Here is a 16,162-nt window from a genome sequence, read left to right on the forward strand (position 1 = left end):
CTCCTTATGCGTCTCATGAGGCATCATCTGGGCTATGGGGATAGTCGCCGGATTGGACAGTTCGTCCGAGAGCACACGCATCGTCGTCTGCGATGCGGACACGGGTGCCGTCATCAGGCGGGGGTATGCCCCGCACCCCGTCGAAAAGGGGCCCGAGGTCGATCCGCAGGCGTGGCTGATGTCACTCGGCGAGGCGGCCGGCAACGGGCTGCTCGAAGGCGTACAGGCCATCGGCGTCTCGGCGCAGCAGCACGCGCTGCTGCCGCTGGACGCCGACGGCAACCTCGTACGGCCGGCGCTGCTGGGCAATGACAAGCGGGCGCAGAGCGCGGCCGCGGATCTCGTCGACTCGCTGGGCGGGCGCGCCGCATGGGCGCAGGCCGTCGGAGCGGTTCCGCAGGCCGCGCACCTGGTGACCAAGCTGCGCTGGCTGGCGCGTACGGAGCCGGCGAACGCGGCCCGGATCACGGAGGTCATGCAGCCGCACGACTGGCTGGCCTGGCAGCTGCTGGGGCGGCCCGCGCGGCGTACGACCGACCGGGGCGGGGCCTCGGCGACCGGCTTCTGGTCGGCGGCGAGCGCGTCGTACCGGCCGGATCTGGTGGAGCTGGCGCTCGGGCACCAGGTGCGGCTGCCGGAGGTGCTGGGCCCGTCCGGGACCGCCGGCTTCACCCCGGAAGGGCTGCTGATCTCCGCCGGTACGGGCGAGACGATGGCGGCGGCGTTCGGGCTCGGCGTCGGGGAGGGCGACGCCGTGGTGTCGCTGGGCGCCTCGGGGTCGGTGTTCGCGATCCACCATGAGGCGCTGGTCGACCCGAGCGGCACGATCACCTCGTTCGCCGACGCCACCGGGCTGCATCTGCCGGTGGTGCACACCAGCAACGCGGTACGGGTGCTGCGCGGCGCGGCGGAGATGCTGGGGACGGACCTGGAGGGGCTGTCCGACCTGGCGCTGAAGTCGTCGCCCGGTGCGTACGGCATGGTGCTGCTGCCCTATCTGGAGGGCGAGCGGACGCCTCATCTGCCGCATACCGCCGGGTCGTTGCACGGGATGCGGCGGGAGAGCATGAAGCCGGAGCATCTGGCGCGGGCGGCCGTGGAGGGCATGCTCTGCGGCCTCGCCGACGCGCTGGACGTGCTGCGCGGGCGGGGCGTGGCGGTGCGCCGGGTGTTCCTGCTGGGCGCGGCGGCGGAGCTGGGCGCGGTGCAGGCGATCGCGCCGGGGCTGTTCGGGGTGCAGGTCGTGGTGCCGCAGCCGGCGGAGTACGCGGCGCTGGGCGCGGCGCGGCAGGCGGCCTGGGCGTGGGGGGTGGCGCACGGCACGCTCGCGCCGGCCGCCGGAGCGCAGGCCCATCCGGGCGGCGGGGCCGCCTGGGTCGATCCGCCGCAGTGGCCGGCCGCCGCGAGCCAGATCTTCGATCCGGGCGAGGAGCTGCCGGTCGGGCAGGCCGTACGCCAGCAGTACGGGGCGGTGCGCGACGAGGCCCATCCGGGGGCGTTCCAGCGGGAGGCGTGACGTAGCGGGGCGGGGCGTAGCGGGGCCCGGAGTGGAGGTGGTCCGGGGTCCGGCGGGGCGTGCGGTGCGTGCCGGGGGCGCGGAGGTGCGTGCCGCGGCGCTCCGGCGGAGGCCGTGGCTCTAGGGGCGGGTCGGGTGCGCTCAGTCGAGATAGCCGCGGAGCTGGTCGGCGAAGGCGTGGTCGCGGAGTTTGTTGAGGGTCTTGGACTCGATCTGCCGTATCCGTTCGCGGGTGACCCCGAAGATCCGGCCGATCTCCTCCAGCGTGCGGGGGCGGCCGTCGGCCAGCCCGTAGCGGAGCTGGACGACCTTGCGTTCGCGTTCGCCGAGGGTGGACAGCACCGCGTCGAGGTGCTCGCGCAGCAGCAGGAACGCGGCGGATTCGACGGGTGAGGCGGCGTCGCCGTCCTCGATGAGGTCGCCGAGGGCGACGTCCTCCTCCTCGCCGACGGGAGCGTGCAGCGAGACCGGCTCCTGCGCCAGGCGCAGCACCTCGCTGACGCGTTCCTCGGTCAGGTCGAGGTGGGTGGCGACCTCCTCGGGCGTCGGTTCGTAGCCGCGCTCCTGGAGCATCCGGCGCTGGACGCGCACCACCCGGTTGATCAGCTCGACGACGTGGACCGGGACGCGGATGGTCCTGGCCTGGTCGGCGAGGGCGCGGGACATCGCCTGGCGGATCCACCACGTGGCGTAGGTGGAGAACTTGTAGCCGCGGGCGTAGTCGAACTTCTCGACGGCGCGGATCAGTCCGAGGTTTCCCTCCTGGACGAGGTCGAGCATGGTCAGTCCGCGGCCGACGTAGCGCTTGGCGACGGAGACCACCAGGCGGAGGTTGGCCTCGATCAGGCGGCGTTTGGCCATCCGGCCGAGGACCACCAACTTGTCGAGGTCGTAGGCGAGTTGGGACGACAGGTCGGGGGTGTTGGTGAGCTTCTCCTCGGCGAAGAGGCCGGCCTCCACCCGGCGGGCGAGCTCGACCTCCTCGGCGGCGGTGAGCAGCGGGATCCGGCCGATCTCGCGGAGGTACTGGCGGAAGAGGTCGGAGGACGGGCCGGCGGCGGTGTCGGGGCGGGGCGATGGCGCCGGCTCCCGTTCGAGTGCCGGTTCCGGTTCCGATTCCGGTTCTTGTTCCACTTCCGGCTCTGGTCCCGGTCCCGGTTCCGGGGCGATCTCCCCGAGGTACATCTCGGCGGCGGGGGGCTCGGCCTGCTGCGGCACGGCGACCGGTTCCAGGGCCGGCTCCCTCTGCGGCTCGGCGGCCGGGGGCGCAGCGGTCGGCGCATCGGCGAGGGTCTGGGTCTGCACGGGGGCGACCTCCAGGGTGATCGCTGCTGAGGCGGCAGAAGGGTCGGGCACGGTAGCGGCCGAGCCGCCTCCCGTCCCGTACGTCGAGAGCGGTTCCGCGGGGGACTCCGGTGGCGTACGACCGGACCGCCCGCGCTCCGAGGACTCAGGCACCGCTTCTCAGTGTGGAGTACGACACACTCCCGCCACGAGGGGCGTGCGACCACTTTTTGAGTCCGATCCGTGACCGGATGGCTACTGCGGGGTGTTCCTGGGGGGGGGCAGGGGCGGGATGAGGGTGGGGTCGGGGTGGAGCTAGGGCCGGGCCCGGGGTGCGGCAGAGGCGAGCCCGGGGGCAGCCCGGGGCGGGGCCGAGGGGCGCCCAGGGGTGGGCACTAGGGGGCGTGCGAACGCATTCCGTAGGGGATGCGAGGGCCCCCTGTGGGGCCACAACGGGCGGGGCCGGGGCGGTATTCCCGCGCGACGGGCGCTGTGGCCGTCTACGGAGCGCCGCCGAGCTCACCGCCCGCACCGTCGCCTAAAGCGCCGCGTACCCGCGTTCGCGGAGCGACTGGCCGTACTGCTGGAGGACCCAGAGTTCGTTCTGGACGGCGGCCAGGTGCTCGGGGTCGGCGCGGGGGCCGAGGCGCTGGAGGGTGCCGCGGATCTCCGTGACACGCTGGTTGACGGCGGCCAGGCGGACGGCGACCAACTGGACGCCGGCGTAGGCCTCGTCGGGATCGCGGCGGGTGTGCAGCGGTTCGACGGCGAGTTCGGTGACCATGGCGCGGACGGTGTCGTCGGGGGCGGCCTCGCGGACCCGGGGAACGTAGGTGTTGTCGGCGGCGCCGGCGGTTGCCCCGCCGGCGTCCTCGATGCACTGGCGGACCACGGCGTACGGCGGCGCGGTGAACTCGTCGGCCCCGTAGGCGTCGAAGGCCGGGGAGACCAGGTCGGGGCGCTGCAGGGCGAGCTTGAGCAGTTCGCGCTCGACGCGGTGGGCGGGGCTGCGGAGGTTGAGCGCCGGGCCGCGCGGGCCGGGCGCGGGGGCGGGCTGCTCGGGCCCGGGGCCCGGACCTCGGCGCTGCTGACGGCCCTGGTCGGGGCCTGCGCCGTCGCGGCCGCGTTCGCGGGCCCAGCGGGCGAGCTGGCTGACCCGGCGGACGACGAACTGGGTGTCCAGGATGCCGAGCATGCCGGCGAGCTGGACGGCGGATTCGTGCTGGATGGAGCTGTTCTTGATGTGGGCGACGATCGGCGCGGCCTCGTCGAGGGCGGCGGCGCGGCCGACCGTGGTGTCGAGGTTGTGGCGCGCGACGACATGGCGCAGGGCGAACTCGAAGAGCGGGGTGCGGGACTCGACGAGGTCGGCGACGGCCTGGTCTCCCTTGGCGAGCCGCAGGTCGCAGGGGTCCATACCGCCGGGGGTGATGGCGATGGAGGTCTCGGCGGCGAACTTCTGATCGTCCTCGAAGGCCCGCAGGGCAGCCTTCTGACCTGCGGCATCGCCGTCGAAGGTGAAGACGACCTCGGAGCCGGAGTTGTCCATCAGCAGCCGGCGGAGGATCTTGATGTGGCCCTCGCCGAAGGACGTGCCGCAGGTGGCGATGGCGGTGGTGACGCCGGCCAGATGGCAGGCCATGACGTCCGTGTAGCCCTCGACGACCACCGCGCGGTTCGTCCTGGCGATCTCCTTCTTGGCGAGGTCGATGCCGTAGAGGACCTGGGACTTGCGGTAGAGGGGGGTCTCGGGGGTGTTGAGGTACTTGGGGCCGTTGTCGTCGTCGCGGAGCTTGCGGGCGCCGAAGCCGACGACCTCACCGGCGATATCGCGGATCGGCCACATCAGGCGGCCGCGGAAGCGGTCGATGGGGCCGCGGCGGCCCTCCTGGGAGAGGCCGGAGAGGACGAGTTCCTGGTCGCTGAAGCGGCGGCCGCGCAGGAAGCGGGTGAGGTGGTCCCAGCCGGCCGGGCTGTAGCCGACGCCGAAGTGCTGGGCGGCGGCCTGGTCGAAGCCGCGCTCGGCGAGGAACTTCCGGGCGATCTCCGCCTCGGGGCCGTCCAGCTGCTCGACGTAGAACTGCGCGGCGGCCTTGTGGGCCTCCACCAGGCGGGTGCGCTCGCCCTGCTGGCGGCCGGGGGTGTAGCCGCCCTCCTCGTAGCGCAGGGTGATGCCGGCCTGGGAGGCGAGGCGCTCGATGGTCTCGGCGAACGAGAGGTGGTCGATCTTCATGATGAAGTCGACGGTGTCGCCGCCCTCCTGGCAGCCGAAGCAGTGGTAGAGGCCCTTGGCGGGGCTGACGTGGAAGGACGGGGACTTCTCGTCGTGGAAGGGGCACAGGCCCTTGAGATTGCCGCCGCCGGCGTTGCGGAGCTGGAGGTACTCGGATACGACGGCGTCGATCGGGACCGCGTCCCGTACCGCCTTCACATCGTCATCGTTGATCCTGCCTGCCACGCGTGAATTCTACGGCCGGGGTCGGACAGTCCCCGCCGCAGGCCGCTGCCGGGCGGCCCCGGACGGCGCGGCGGCGGCACGTCCTCGGCGCCGCCCGCCCCGGCGGTGCCACGAACACTCACCCCAGCAGCTCCACGAAGCGGGAAAGGCCGATGTTGCCGCCGGAGACGATCACGCCGATCCGCGGGGGTAGGGGGTCGATGCGGCCGGCCAGCAGGGCGGCCAGGCCGCTGGCGCCGCTGGGCTCGGTGACGATCTTGAGGCGTTCGAAGGCGAACTTCATGGCGCCGCGGATCTCGTCGTCGCCGACCAGCACGACCGAGTCGATGAGCCGCCGGTTGACGGCGAAGGTCAGGACGCCGGGGCTCTCGACGGCCTGGCCGTCGGCGATGGTGCGGGGCACGGGGATGGTGACGGGGTGGCCGGCGGCCAGGGAGCGGCGGGTGTCGTCGCCGGCCTCCGGCTCGACGCCGATCAGGCGGATGCCGGGAGCCAGGGCGGTGGCGGCGAGGGCCGAGCCGGCCATCAGCCCGCCGCCGCCGACGGGGACCAGCAGCGCGTCCAGCGGGCCGGTCTCCTCGATCAGCTCCAGGGCGGCGGTGCCCTGGCCGGCGATGACGTGCGGATGGTCGTACGGCGGGATGAGGGCCAGGCCCCGCTCCTCGGAGAGCCGGCGGCTGATGGCGGCGCGGTCGCCCGTGTAGCGGTCGTAGCGGACGATCTCGGCGCCGTATCCGGCGGTGGCCTCGGCCTTGGACGCCGGCGTGTCCTCGGGCATCACGATGACCGCGTGGCTGCCGAGTTCCCGGGCGGCGAGGGCGACGGCCTGGGCGTGGTTGCCGGAGGAGTGGGCGACGACGCCGCGGGCCAGCTGCTCGGCTGTCAGCCGGGAGACGGCGTTGTAGGCGCCGCGGAACTTGAAGGCGCCGACGCGCTGGAAGTTCTCGCACTTGAGGTGGACCTCGGCGCCGACCAGCGCGTCGAGGGTGCGCGAGCGCAGCACGGGCGTGCGGTGTGCCACGCCCGCCAGCCGCCGGGCGGCGTCGCGGACGTCGTCGAAGGTGACGAGGTCCGGGGCGGCGCCTCCGGGGCGGCCGGCGTGGTCGGCGGGACCCGTGGGACCGGTGGGGCTCTGCGTCATGAACGCACGCTACGGGAGCAGCGACTCCAGCGGAACCTCCGGATCGGCCAGCGCGCCGGGCTCCAACGGGGCACCGGATCGGATCAGTTGCTGGACGGTCTCGGCGACGTCCCAGACATTGACGTTCATCCCGGCGAGCAGCCGGCCGTCCGCACCGAGCCAGAAGGCGATGAACTCCCGTTTGCCGACGTCGCCGCGGCAGACCACCTGGGTGTACGAGCCGGGCGGGGCGTAGCCGGAGTACTCCATGCCGAGGTCGTACTGGTCGGAGAAGAAGTACGGGATGCGGTCGTAGCTGGTGTCCTGGCCGAGCATGGCGCGGGCGGCGGCCGGGCCGCCGTTGAGGGCGTTGGCCCAGTGCTCGACGCGCAGGCGGGTGTCCAGGAGGGGGTGGTCGGCGGCCGCCACGTCGCCGGCCGCGTAGATGTACGGGTCGGAGGTGCGCAGCGCGGAGTCCACCGCGATGCCGCCGCCGGCGCCGCGGTCGACCAGGTCCAGGCCGGCCTGTTCGGCGAGGGCGGTGCGCGGGGCGGCGCCGATCGCGGCGAGCACGTCGTGGGCGGGGTGCTCCTCACCGTCGTCGGTGCGCACCGCCAGCACCATGCCGTCCTGGCCGACGATCTCGGTGAGGCGGGCGCCGAAGTGGAAGCGGACGCCGTGTTCGCGGTGCAGTGCGGTGAACATGCCGCCGAGTTCGGGGCCCAGGACGCCGTGCAGCGGGGTGGGGGCGGTTTCGATGACGGTGACCTCGGCGCCGTAGGTGCGTGCGGCGGCGGCGACCTCCAAACCGATCCAGCCGGCGCCCGCAATGACGAGGTGTCCGTTTTCCCGGCCGAGGGAGGCCAGCACGCCGCGCAGCCGTTCGGCGTGCGCGAGGCGGCGCAGGTGGTGCACGCCGGCCAGGCCGGTCCCGGGGATGTCCAGGCGGCGCGGCTCGGCGCCGGTGGCCAGCAGCAGCTTGTCGTAGGCGATCAGGGTGCCGTCCCCGAGGCGTACGGTCTTGGCCGCGGGGTCCAGGTGGACGGCGGGCTGGCCCAGATGGAGCTCGATGTGCGCCTTGGCGTACCAGGCGGGCTCATGGACGAAGACGCTGTCGCGTTCCTCCTTGCCGAGCAGGTACCCCTTGGACAGCGGGGGCCGCTCGTAGGGGTGGTCGCGCTCGTCACAGATGAGGATCACCCGGCCGGTGAAGCCTTCCGAGCGGAGCGTCTCCGCGGCCTTCGCTCCGGCCAGGCCACCCCCGACGATGACGAACGTCTGGTGTGCGTCGACCACTTGCTTCCTCCTCGTTGCGCTGCCGTACGTCCGCGTCCGCGTCCGTAAACGCCCCCGATGTACCCCCGGTCTGCTTCCCCCCGTAGACGCCGGTCTGCTTCCCCCGTAGATGTGTGTGTGGTTGTCGGGGTTCCCGTTCGGTCCTGTCGGGGTTCCCCGTTCGAAAACGATCGGCTTCGAGAACGGTCGGCTTCGAGCGTCCCGCACGGAGCGTGAGGGGGGAAGAGGGGCTTCCCCCCTAGGGTCACCCGCGGTTGTCCCCTACGTAACCAGGGCGTCGGGTGAGACGGGCGTGCAGCGAGCGGGCCGAAGTGTCCGTCAAGGACGCGATCTGGTCGATGACCGCGCGCATACGGGCGGTGTCGTCGGTGGCCGCGTCGAAGAGCGAACGGAACTGCGGATCAAGGCCGTCCGGGGCACGGGCGAGCAATGCCTCGGCCAGTTCGGCGATCACCACGCGCTGGTCGGCCCGGAGCGCCTCCTGGTCGGGGCGCTGCATGACGTACCGGTCGGCGACGGCCTTCAAAACGGCGCATTCCAGCCGCGTTTCGGCCGGAACCACCAGCGCGGCCCCGTAGCGGGTGAGCCGCCCGCTCCCCCACTGCGCCCGGGTCGCGCCCTCGGCCGCCAGGCAGAAGCGGCCGATGAGCTGGCTGGTGGCGTCCTTGAGGCGGGCCTGGGCGAGCGCCGAGCCGTCGTAGCCGTGCGGCCACCACTCCTGTTCCAGGAGGCGGTCCAGCGCCGCGGCCAGCTCCTCGGGGCCGGCGCCGGGCGCATAGCGCTCACCGGCGACCGCGAAGATCTCGGCGCGCTCGGCGTCGGCGAGCAGGACGTTGGGGTCGAGGTGCCCGGCGTGCAGCCCGTCCTCGACGTCGTGCACCGAGTACGCCACATCGTCGGACCAGTCCATGACCTGCGCTTCGAAGCTCTGCGCCCCGTCGGGCGCGCCCTGCCGGAACCACGCGAACACCGGCAGGTCGTCCGCGTAGACCCCGAACTTCGCCGAGGCGGGGTCGGCGGGGTGGCCGCCGCGCGGCCAGGGGTACTTGGTGGCGGCGTCGAGGGCGGCCCGGGAGAGGTTCAGCCCGACGCTGCGCGCCCGGCCGTCCGGGTCGGGCACGAACCGCTTGGGCTCCAGACGGGCCAGCAGCCGCAGCGACTGGGCGTTGCCCTCGAAGCCACCGCAGGGCGCGGCGACTTCGTTGAGGATCTGCTCACCGTTGTGCCCGAAGGGCGGGTGGCCGAGATCGTGCGCCAGACAGGCGGTCTCGACCAGATCCGGATCGCAGCCGAGGGCGGCGCCGAGCTCCCGGCCAACCTGGGCGCACTCCAGGGAGTGGGTCAGCCGGGTGCGCGGGGTGGCGTCCCAGGCGTGGGTGTGCGTGCCCGGGGTGACGACCTGGGTCTTGCCGGCGAGCCTGCGCAGCGCGGCGGAGTGCAGCACCCGGGCGCGGTCGCGCTGGAAGGCGGTGCGCCCCGGCCGTTTGTCGGGTTCGGGGACCCAGCGCTCGGTGTCGGCCGGGGTGTAGCCGGGGATGGTCGGTCGTGCGCCCGGTGGTGTCCCGGGTGGAGTGCCCGTCATACAGCGACGGTAGCCGCCCTGGGGCTCTCGGGGCCGGATCCGGTACGCGCCAGGAGCGCCTGGTCGTAGCGGTGCAGCACCAGACGGGCCAATGCGGGGTGGTCGGCCAGGGGCTCGGCGGCGATACCGGGGGCGGCCGCCGCGCACTGGGTGGCGAAGCGGCCGGGCGCGGTGAAGCAGCCGGCGACGGCGATCCGGTCGTGGCCGCGGGCGGTCAGCTCCCGGACGGCCTCGGCGACGGTGGGGGCGGCGGCGGACGCGTAGGCGGTCAGGACGGGGAGGCCCCCGAGCCGGTCGGAGAGCAGCCGCGCGATGTGCTCGGTGTCCCGGGTGGAGCGCGCCGCCCGGGAGCCGGCGGCGGCCAGGACCACGGCCGTACTCCCCCGCCCGGCGGCGAATCCGGCCTCCAGCAGGCGTCCGTGCAGCGCCTCGGCGAGGAGCGGGTGCGGGCCGAGGGGCTCGGCGATCCGGCCCGTCAGATGAGGAGCGGCCGCCAGCGCGGCGGGCAGATCGTGGGTGACGTGATAGCCACGGCCGAAGAGCAGCGGTACGAGGACGGCCTCGCCGTGCAGCTCCGCGAGGGTGTCGGCGAGCAGCGGCCGGTCGAGCTCGATGTTGCCGAGCCGTACCGGCAGGCCGGGGCGGAGCGCGCGGACCCGGTCGAGCAGGGCCCGGACGGCGGGCAGCGCGCGGGGATCGCGGCTGCCGTGGGCCACCGCGACGAGGGTCGGCGCGGCCGCTCCCGGGTGGCGGCGGCCGCGCAGCCGGACACCGCACAGCCGGGTGCTGAGCTGGGCGGTGATCTCGGCGGCGAGCTCACCCGAGCCGAGCGGCACGGCTGCCATGGGAGACCGGTGGGAGGGCGAATGCGGTATCTGCGCCGTCATGGCCCGAGCGTGGCACCCGGGCGTTGCGGTGCCGTTTCCCCGCGGGTAACTCCGTGTTCCGTACGGCTGCCGCCGGAGCCGCCCCGGGTGTGCGTCGGGCGGGTGCGCGCTGCCCGTGACCTGCGGCGTTGCGGTGCGCGCCACCCGCCTACGCACGTCGTGCGGGCGCGCGCTCCCCGTTACGCGCCCGTCGCGTGCGCGTCGACCTCCGCCAGATACCTCTCGCGCGTCGCCTCGTCGAGGAAGGACGCCCGGAAGGAGTTGCGGGCGAGGGTGCGCAGGGTCTCCGCGTCGAACCCGAGGGCATCGCGTACGGCCGTGAAGTTGTCGTCCGCGTAGCCGCCGAAGTAGGCCGGGTCGTCGGAGTTGACGGTCACCAGCAGACCGGCGTCCAGCATCGCGGGCAGCGGGTGGTCGGCGAGGTCGTCGATGACCCGCAGCCGCACGTTCGACAGCGGGCAGACGGTCAGCGGCACCTGCTCCGCCGCCAGACGGGCCACCAGCCGCTCGTCCTCCATGCAGCGCACGCCGTGGTCGATCCGGTCCACCCCGAGGACGTCCAGGGCCTCCCACACATACGCGGCGGGCCCCTCCTCCCCCGCGTGCGCCACGCACTTGAGCCCGGCCTCGCGGGCCAGCGCGAAGACCTCCTTGAACTTGGCCGGCGGGTGCCCGACCTCGGCCGAGTCCAGGCCGACGGCGGCGATCCGGTGCAGGTGCGGGCGGGCCGCCTCGAAGGTCGCCAGGGCCGATTCGGCGCTCTCGTCGCGCAGGAAGCACATGATCAGGCGGGTGCTGATGCCGTAGGTCTCCTGGGCCCGGTCCAGCGCGCGGGCCAGGCCGTCGACGACCGTGCCGACCGGGACGCCGCGGGCGGTGTGCGCCTGCGGGTCGAAGAAGATCTCGGCGTGGCGTACGCCCTGCTCCTTGGCGCGGGCGAGGTAGGCGTCCGCGAGGTCGGCGAAGTCGTCCTCGGTGCGCAGTACGGCCATCAGCGCGTAGTAGAGGTTCAGGAAGGACTGCAGATCGGCGAAGGAGTAGGCGCGGCGCAGCTCGTCCTCGGTGGCGTAGGGCAGCGTGACGCCGTTGCGCTCGGCGAGCGCGAAGGCCAGCTCGGGTTCCAGCGTGCCCTCGATGTGCAGATGCAGCTCCGCCTTGGGCCACGGACCGGTATCGGACGCGGCGGAGGGAGCGGACGGGGGGAGGGACGGGGAGGAAGCCACGCGGTCACACCTGTTCTGCGGTACGGAAGGGGTACGGAAGGCCCCGGCACGAGGGGAGCCGTCGCTCCGGGAGGAGCCGCCGGCCCGGAGCGATTGCCGGTCCTGGAGGAGTTGTTTGTCCAGGCTATCCGGGGTGCCGACGGCGGCCGCGACAGCACCGGGCCGTACCGGTCGGCGGCACCGCACCCTGGCTGTGCGCCGCGGCTACGGGGCACGTCGCGGCTACGGGGAGTGCGTCGCCGCCGTGCCGCGCAGCCAGTCACCGCCGTCGACGGGGGTGCCGGTGGCGCGCAGCCGGGCGGCGAGCGGCGCGGCGGCCAGGTAGACCCAGGCTCGTACGGTCCCGCCGTCCGGGCACTCGGCTTCGGTGACCACCCGCTCGTAGAGGTTCTGCGGGTCACCGGGGGCGTAGTCCTCCAGCCGGTCCAGCGTCGCGCACACCTCGTCGTAGTCGGCGTCGCGGGGCAGGACGAGGGCGCCGTGCACCACCGCGTCCGGGGGCCCGGTGATGGCGTAGGGGTATCCGGGGCCGTCGTAGAGCAGCGCGCCACCGATCCGGGCCGGCTCCTCGCGCGCGGTGCGGCCGCGCAGGATGCGGGCGTGATTGGCCTGGCCGGGGCGCAGCGTTCCGTAGACGAAGAACGGCAGCCGCTCGGGCTCGGTGGTCATGGTGGCGCGTTCCTCTCCGGGCTCGGTACTTCTCCTGCCACGATGCCAGGCCACCGTGCCACCTCACGGGCCGGGCACCCCGTCCCACCATCACCGGGCGGGCCCCATGCCACCTCACCGGTCGGGCACCCCCTGCAACCATCACCGGGCCCGTGGGCGTCGGAGCCTGCGGGATCGATCACGACCGGACGTGATCGGATGCGATCGGGGACAGGGGCGGCGGATGCGAGGGCCGATGCGGCGGATACGGGGCGGGGTGCGCCGCGTGCGGCTGCCGCGAACCCGGCGCGAGTGGCGCCGCGCGTACCAGGTGACGGTGGTCGCGACGGTGCTCGCCCTGGCGCCCGCGACCTGGATGAACGCCACCGGGGGTCCCCGGGTGCGCACCGTCGCCGACGCGCCCGCCGCGCCGGTCGCCATCGTCTTCGGGGCGGGCCTGTGGAACGGCGAGCCGTCCCCGTACCTCGCCCACCGGCTGGACGCGGCGGCCGAGCTCTACGACCGCGGCACGGTCCGCGCGGTCCTGGTCACCGGCGACAACAGCCGGCGCGACTACGACGAGCCGGACGCGATGCGCGCCTATCTGCTGCGCCACGGCGTCCCGGCCCGGAAGATCGTCAGCGACTACGCGGGATTCGACACCTGGGACTCCTGCAGCCGCGCCCACCGGATCTTCGGCGTCGACCGGGCGGTGCTGGTCAGCCAGGGCTTCCACATCCGGCGGGCGCTGTCGCTGTGCGCGGCGGCCGGTATCGACTCGTACGGGGTCGGGGTGGCCGCCAAGCGCGATGTGACCTGGGCGTACGGCGGCGTCCGGGAACTCTTCGCGGCCGGGAAGGCGGCGGCGGACGCGCTGCTGCGGCCCGATCCGCACTTCCTGGGGCCGCGCGAGACGGGCGTGGCGGAGGCGCTGCGAGCCGGGGCCGGCCCGGAGGGCTCGTAGTTCTCCACCTCGACACGCCCCACGATCCGGGCGTCGGGGAACCGCTCGCGCAGTCCCCTCGCCTCATACAGCAGCGGGTTGCCGTTGCCGTCGTCAGCCCAGGCCGGGTCACTCGCGGCGAGGACGTTGCCCCACACTCCGGCCTGCACGATGTCCAAGTCGGCGCGCGTCTCGAAGGTCGGCGTACTGGCTCCTGAGCGCTGGCCGAGGTCTTCCCTCATGGCGGCCACGGTGGACAGGGAGCCGGCGAACTCGGCTGCCCTGGCCGGGTTGTTGGCCGGAAGGTCCGCCACCTCGACGGTGAAGGGGGGCTGAAGGACGGTCAGGTTGCAGTGGGCCGCGGACCCACGGACCACCGTGTCGGCGGGTATGGTCCAGAAACCGTTGTCGGTGGTCATGGGCGCCACCGTATCGACGCGGGCGCGGCTCCGTACCCGGGGCCGGACACGACGCCGACTCACTGCCGGGACAACGGTTAGGATCACTGGCGACACCGCGTGTCGGTCACCGGCTGGGTGAGGCATGGAGGTGTCGGGAGATGCCCTTGGAGGCATTCCTTGTCAGTCGAGTTGAACCACACGATCGTCCACGCCCGGGACAACCGGGAGTCCGCCCAGTTCTTCGCGGACCTGCTGGGCCTTGAGATCACCGCCGAGTGGGGCCCGTTCATCGCGGTCGGCCTGAGCAACGGCGTCACGCTGGACTTCGCCACGATCCCCGCGGACCACATCGCCATGCAGCACTACGCCTTCCTGATCTCCGAGGAGGAGTTCGACGCGGCGTACGCGCGGATCAGCGAGCGCGGCATCGAGCACTACGCCGACCCGCACCGGCAACAGCCCGGCGCGATCAACCACAACGACGGCGGCCGCGGCGTGTACTTCATGGACCCGGCGGGCCATGCCATGGAACTCATCACCGTGCCGTACGGCGGCTGGCCGTCATAAGCACATGCGCCGGGCCCCGCGCCTAGTGCGGGGCCCGGCCCTCGGCTCCACCAGACACCAAAAGCAAACGGCGGATCAGAGCAGCCCTGGATCACTCGACCAGTACGGCGACGGCCCGTGCGCACTCCATCGACTCGGCCTGCGCGGTGTCCACCTCCAGGTCGTAGGCCACGCCCTGGTGGACCACATCCGCCTGGGACGCGGCCATCCCGATGGTCCGATCGCCGCGTGCGACCTCACGGCCTGCGGCAACCGCGCCGTCACACCTGACGCCGACCCACAGCACCCGCAGTCCGTCCAGGGCCTGCTGCCAGCGCTGTTGTGAGCCCGCTCCGCCGAGGAAGACCTCGTCGACGATGACCCGGGCGCCCGCGCGGGCCATCGCGGCGACGCCTTCGATCCATGCCGCTTCCAGCGTTCGGAACTCCGGGCCGACGGTCACCTCGCCGTCCGGAGCGAACTCGATGCCGCCGTCCGACGCCTGCATGGACGCCGGCATCGCCTCGACCAGCGTGTCCGTCCCGAGGGCCAGCCACGGATCGGGCAGGACCGCCTGCAGGCACCGAACGATCCCGGACTTCCCCGAGCTGGAACCACCGTTGAGCACGATCACCTGAGTCGTCACCGCGCCACAGTAGAGGCACCGGGGCGATGCACGAACCGGATTTCCGCGAACCCTGCACCGCCCCTCCCTGCCCCTCCCTGCCCCTCCCTGCCCCTCCCCTCCACCGCCTGCCACAGCCCGGTGTCCCCTCCCGGACGTGGCCTACGGGGCCCTCGACTACGCCTGTGACGCGCGCGTGTAGAGGGCGAGGATCTTGCCCCCGAAGTACGGGCTGTAGGAGATCCGGTCGTGGTCGGGGCCCTTGGGGCCGCCGCCGTTGACCCCGCCGATCAGGCCGATGATCCGGCCGGTCCCGGTCTCCTCGTCGAGGTCGGTCAGCCAGGGGCCACCCGAGGTTCCCCCGGAGAAGCCGCCGCACTCCATGCGGAGTTGACGGGTTCCGGCGAGCCGGGCGCTACGGGTGTCGCAGCGTACGGCGCGGTCCTCCGGGTCGTTGTTGACCTTGGGATAGCCGATGACGGTGACGTCGTTGGTGTAACCGGGCGTCGCCGTGAGGATGTTGCCGCCGGTGACCGCCTCAAGGGAGCGGCCGTCCTCGGCGGGGGCGACGGTGGCGAAGGCGAAGTCGAGGTCGGCCTTGTCGCCGGTGGTACCGCGTTCGGGGTAGGCGAAGGACTTGGTGATCGCCCAGACGCCGTACGGCTGGGTCTGCGCGCCGGAACGGTACTGCGGGACGAAGGCGGCGCGGGCGCCCGGGTTGCAGTGTCCGGCGGTGAGGATCAGGTTGCGGTGCCGGCTGTGCACCACGCTGGCGGTGCAGTGGTGCGCGCGGGCGTCCTTGTCGACGGAGAACAGCACGCCGACGGACGGGATTCCGTCGAAGTGCCGGGCCGTGGCCGGGGCTTGGGCCGCCGCGGAGTCGCTGGGCCGGTCCGGGCCGCCGGACGCGGGCGGGGTGGTGGGCGCCTGATCCGGCGTGTCCTTGCCGGGCGGGGCGACGGACGGCTGGCCGGGCGTATCCGTTCCGGCCGGGGTGGTGGGCGACTGGCCCGGCGTCTCCGCTCCGGGCGGGACGGTGGGCGACTGGCTCGGCGCGTCCCCTCCGTCCGGGGTGGTCGGCGACTGACTCGGCGTGCCCTCTTCCGGCGGGGCGGCGGGCGTCGACTGGTCCGGGGGGTCGCCGTCGGCTGCGGGAGCCTCGTCGGCCGGGGCCGCGGCGGCCATCCGCTCGGGGGTCCAGTAGGCGGCGGCGTCGCGGCTGCCCAAGACGGGGGTGGGACTGGGACTGCTGCTGTCCGAGGCGCCCGGGACCCCGTCGGAGGCATGGCCGACGGGCGCGGCGACCAGGCACATGGCCATGCCGATCACGGCGGTCGCCGCCCTGGTCCACCGCCGCCGGGTACGCCACACGGACTCACCCCGCTCCGCGCCGGCCGACACCGCATCGCCACCGCCCGGAACCACGTGGCCGCTACCCGGAGCCATGCCGCTGCCGCCGGGCGCCATTTCGTTGCGGTTCGGAGCCAAGTCGTCGTGACACGGCGCCATTTCGTTGCGGCTGGGAGCCATGTCGCCGTTACCTGCTGCCCTGTGGTTGTCGCCCGGAGCCATGTGGCCGATACCCGCCGCCCTGTCGTTGTTGCCCGGAGTCCTACCGTTGTCCCGTGCCACG

At 73.4% G+C, this 16,162-nt stretch carries 13 protein-coding genes and 1 pseudogene; 3 read left to right on the forward strand and 11 right to left on the reverse strand.

Annotation, left to right across the window (positions count from 1 at the left end; all coding sequences use genetic code 11):
* Positions 1-34 precede the first annotated feature (34 nt).
* The gene (locus tag WAB15_RS14190; protein ID WP_407286475.1) at positions 35-1,516 is read left to right on the forward strand and encodes an FGGY family carbohydrate kinase; all 1,482 of its coding nucleotides are present in this window, start codon (positions 35-37) and stop codon (positions 1,514-1,516) included.
* 141 nt (positions 1,517-1,657) lie between these two features.
* Here WAB15_RS14190 and WAB15_RS14195 read toward each other — a convergent pair whose 3' ends face one another.
* From WAB15_RS14195 to WAB15_RS14230, 8 genes are all read right to left on the reverse strand, one after another.
* Positions 1,658-2,974 carry an RNA polymerase sigma factor gene (locus WAB15_RS14195; RefSeq protein WP_407286476.1) on the reverse strand — a complete coding sequence of 439 codons (1,317 nt, stop codon included), beginning with the start codon at positions 2,972-2,974 and terminating at the stop codon, positions 1,658-1,660.
* Between the two features lie 364 nt (positions 2,975-3,338).
* Entirely contained in the window at positions 3,339-5,258 is a 1,920-nt protein-coding gene (dnaG, locus tag WAB15_RS14200; protein ID WP_399147872.1) for a DNA primase, read from the reverse strand.
* A 118-nt stretch (positions 5,259-5,376) separates the two neighbouring features.
* Positions 5,377-6,399, reverse strand: coding sequence for a threo-3-hydroxy-L-aspartate ammonia-lyase (locus tag WAB15_RS14205; RefSeq protein ID WP_407286477.1), 1,023 nt, complete (start codon positions 6,397-6,399; stop codon positions 5,377-5,379).
* Positions 6,400-6,408: 9 nt separating this feature from the next.
* Positions 6,409-7,674 (reverse strand): NAD(P)/FAD-dependent oxidoreductase, encoded by a 1,266-nt coding sequence (locus WAB15_RS14210; protein WP_407286478.1) that lies wholly within the window; start codon positions 7,672-7,674, stop codon positions 6,409-6,411.
* A gap of 244 nt (positions 7,675-7,918) precedes the next feature.
* Positions 7,919-9,256 carry a deoxyguanosinetriphosphate triphosphohydrolase gene (locus WAB15_RS14215; RefSeq protein ID WP_407286479.1) on the reverse strand — a complete coding sequence of 446 codons (1,338 nt, stop codon included), beginning with the start codon at positions 9,254-9,256 and terminating at the stop codon, positions 7,919-7,921.
* The gene (locus tag WAB15_RS14220; protein ID WP_407286480.1) at positions 9,253-10,143 is read right to left on the reverse strand and encodes a sirohydrochlorin chelatase; all 891 of its coding nucleotides are present in this window, start codon (positions 10,141-10,143) and stop codon (positions 9,253-9,255) included. The genes WAB15_RS14215 and WAB15_RS14220 overlap by 4 nt, the downstream gene beginning before the upstream one ends.
* Positions 10,144-10,322: 179 nt before the next feature.
* Positions 10,323-11,366, reverse strand: a complete 1,044-nt coding sequence (locus tag WAB15_RS14225; RefSeq protein ID WP_407286481.1) for an adenosine deaminase — start codon at positions 11,364-11,366, stop codon at positions 10,323-10,325.
* 222 nt (positions 11,367-11,588) lie between these two features.
* Entirely contained in the window at positions 11,589-12,035 is a 447-nt protein-coding gene (locus WAB15_RS14230; RefSeq protein WP_399147866.1) for a gamma-glutamylcyclotransferase family protein, read from the reverse strand.
* Between the two features lie 235 nt (positions 12,036-12,270).
* Between WAB15_RS14230 and WAB15_RS14235 the strand changes: the two genes are divergently transcribed.
* The gene (locus WAB15_RS14235) at positions 12,271-12,978 is read left to right on the forward strand and encodes a vancomycin high temperature exclusion protein (RefSeq protein WP_399147943.1); all 708 of its coding nucleotides are present in this window, start codon (positions 12,271-12,273) and stop codon (positions 12,976-12,978) included.
* An 11-nt stretch (positions 12,979-12,989) separates the two neighbouring features.
* Here WAB15_RS14235 and WAB15_RS14240 read toward each other — a convergent pair.
* Positions 12,990-13,532 (reverse strand): annotated as a pseudogene (locus tag WAB15_RS14240) (DUF6333 family protein); the annotation flags it as partial.
* Positions 13,533-13,535: 3 nt separating this feature from the next.
* On the opposite strand from WAB15_RS14240, the gene WAB15_RS14245 reads away from it, so the two are divergent.
* On the forward strand, positions 13,536-13,925 hold the full coding sequence (locus WAB15_RS14245; RefSeq protein WP_407286482.1) for a VOC family protein: 390 nt from the start codon (positions 13,536-13,538) through the stop codon (positions 13,923-13,925).
* Between the two features lie 91 nt (positions 13,926-14,016).
* Here the strand turns inward: WAB15_RS14245 and cpt are convergent, their stop codons facing one another.
* Entirely contained in the window at positions 14,017-14,550 is a 534-nt protein-coding gene (gene cpt, locus WAB15_RS14250) for a chloramphenicol phosphotransferase CPT (protein ID WP_407286483.1), read from the reverse strand.
* Between the two features lie 156 nt (positions 14,551-14,706).
* Positions 14,707-16,161, reverse strand: a complete 1,455-nt coding sequence (locus tag WAB15_RS14255; protein ID WP_407286484.1) for a hypothetical protein — start codon at positions 16,159-16,161, stop codon at positions 14,707-14,709.
* Position 16,162: the final 1 nt, after the last annotated feature.

The organism is Streptomyces sirii (assembly GCF_045690365.1).
GTDB classification, from domain to species: domain Bacteria; phylum Actinomycetota; class Actinomycetes; order Streptomycetales; family Streptomycetaceae; genus Streptomyces; species Streptomyces sirii.

What these genes read in the sequence shown, in the direction of transcription:
- WAB15_RS14205 (WP_407286477.1), bottom strand. Translation starts at nt 6,399, where the DNA reads ATGACGCAGAGCCCCACCGGTCCCACGGGTCCCGCCGACCACGCCGGC.
- WAB15_RS14235 (WP_399147943.1), top strand. Translation starts at nt 12,271, where the DNA reads ATGCGGCGGATACGGGGCGGGGTGCGCCGCGTGCGGCTGCCGCGAACC.
- WAB15_RS14230 (WP_399147866.1), bottom strand. Translation starts at nt 12,035, where the DNA reads ATGACCACCGAGCCCGAGCGGCTGCCGTTCTTCGTCTACGGAACGCTG.
- WAB15_RS14215 (WP_407286479.1), bottom strand. Translation starts at nt 9,256, where the DNA reads ATGACGGGCACTCCACCCGGGACACCACCGGGCGCACGACCGACCATC.
- WAB15_RS14220 (WP_407286480.1), bottom strand. Translation starts at nt 10,143, where the DNA reads ATGACGGCGCAGATACCGCATTCGCCCTCCCACCGGTCTCCCATGGCA.
- WAB15_RS14190 (WP_407286475.1), top strand. Translation starts at nt 35, where the DNA reads ATGGGGATAGTCGCCGGATTGGACAGTTCGTCCGAGAGCACACGCATC.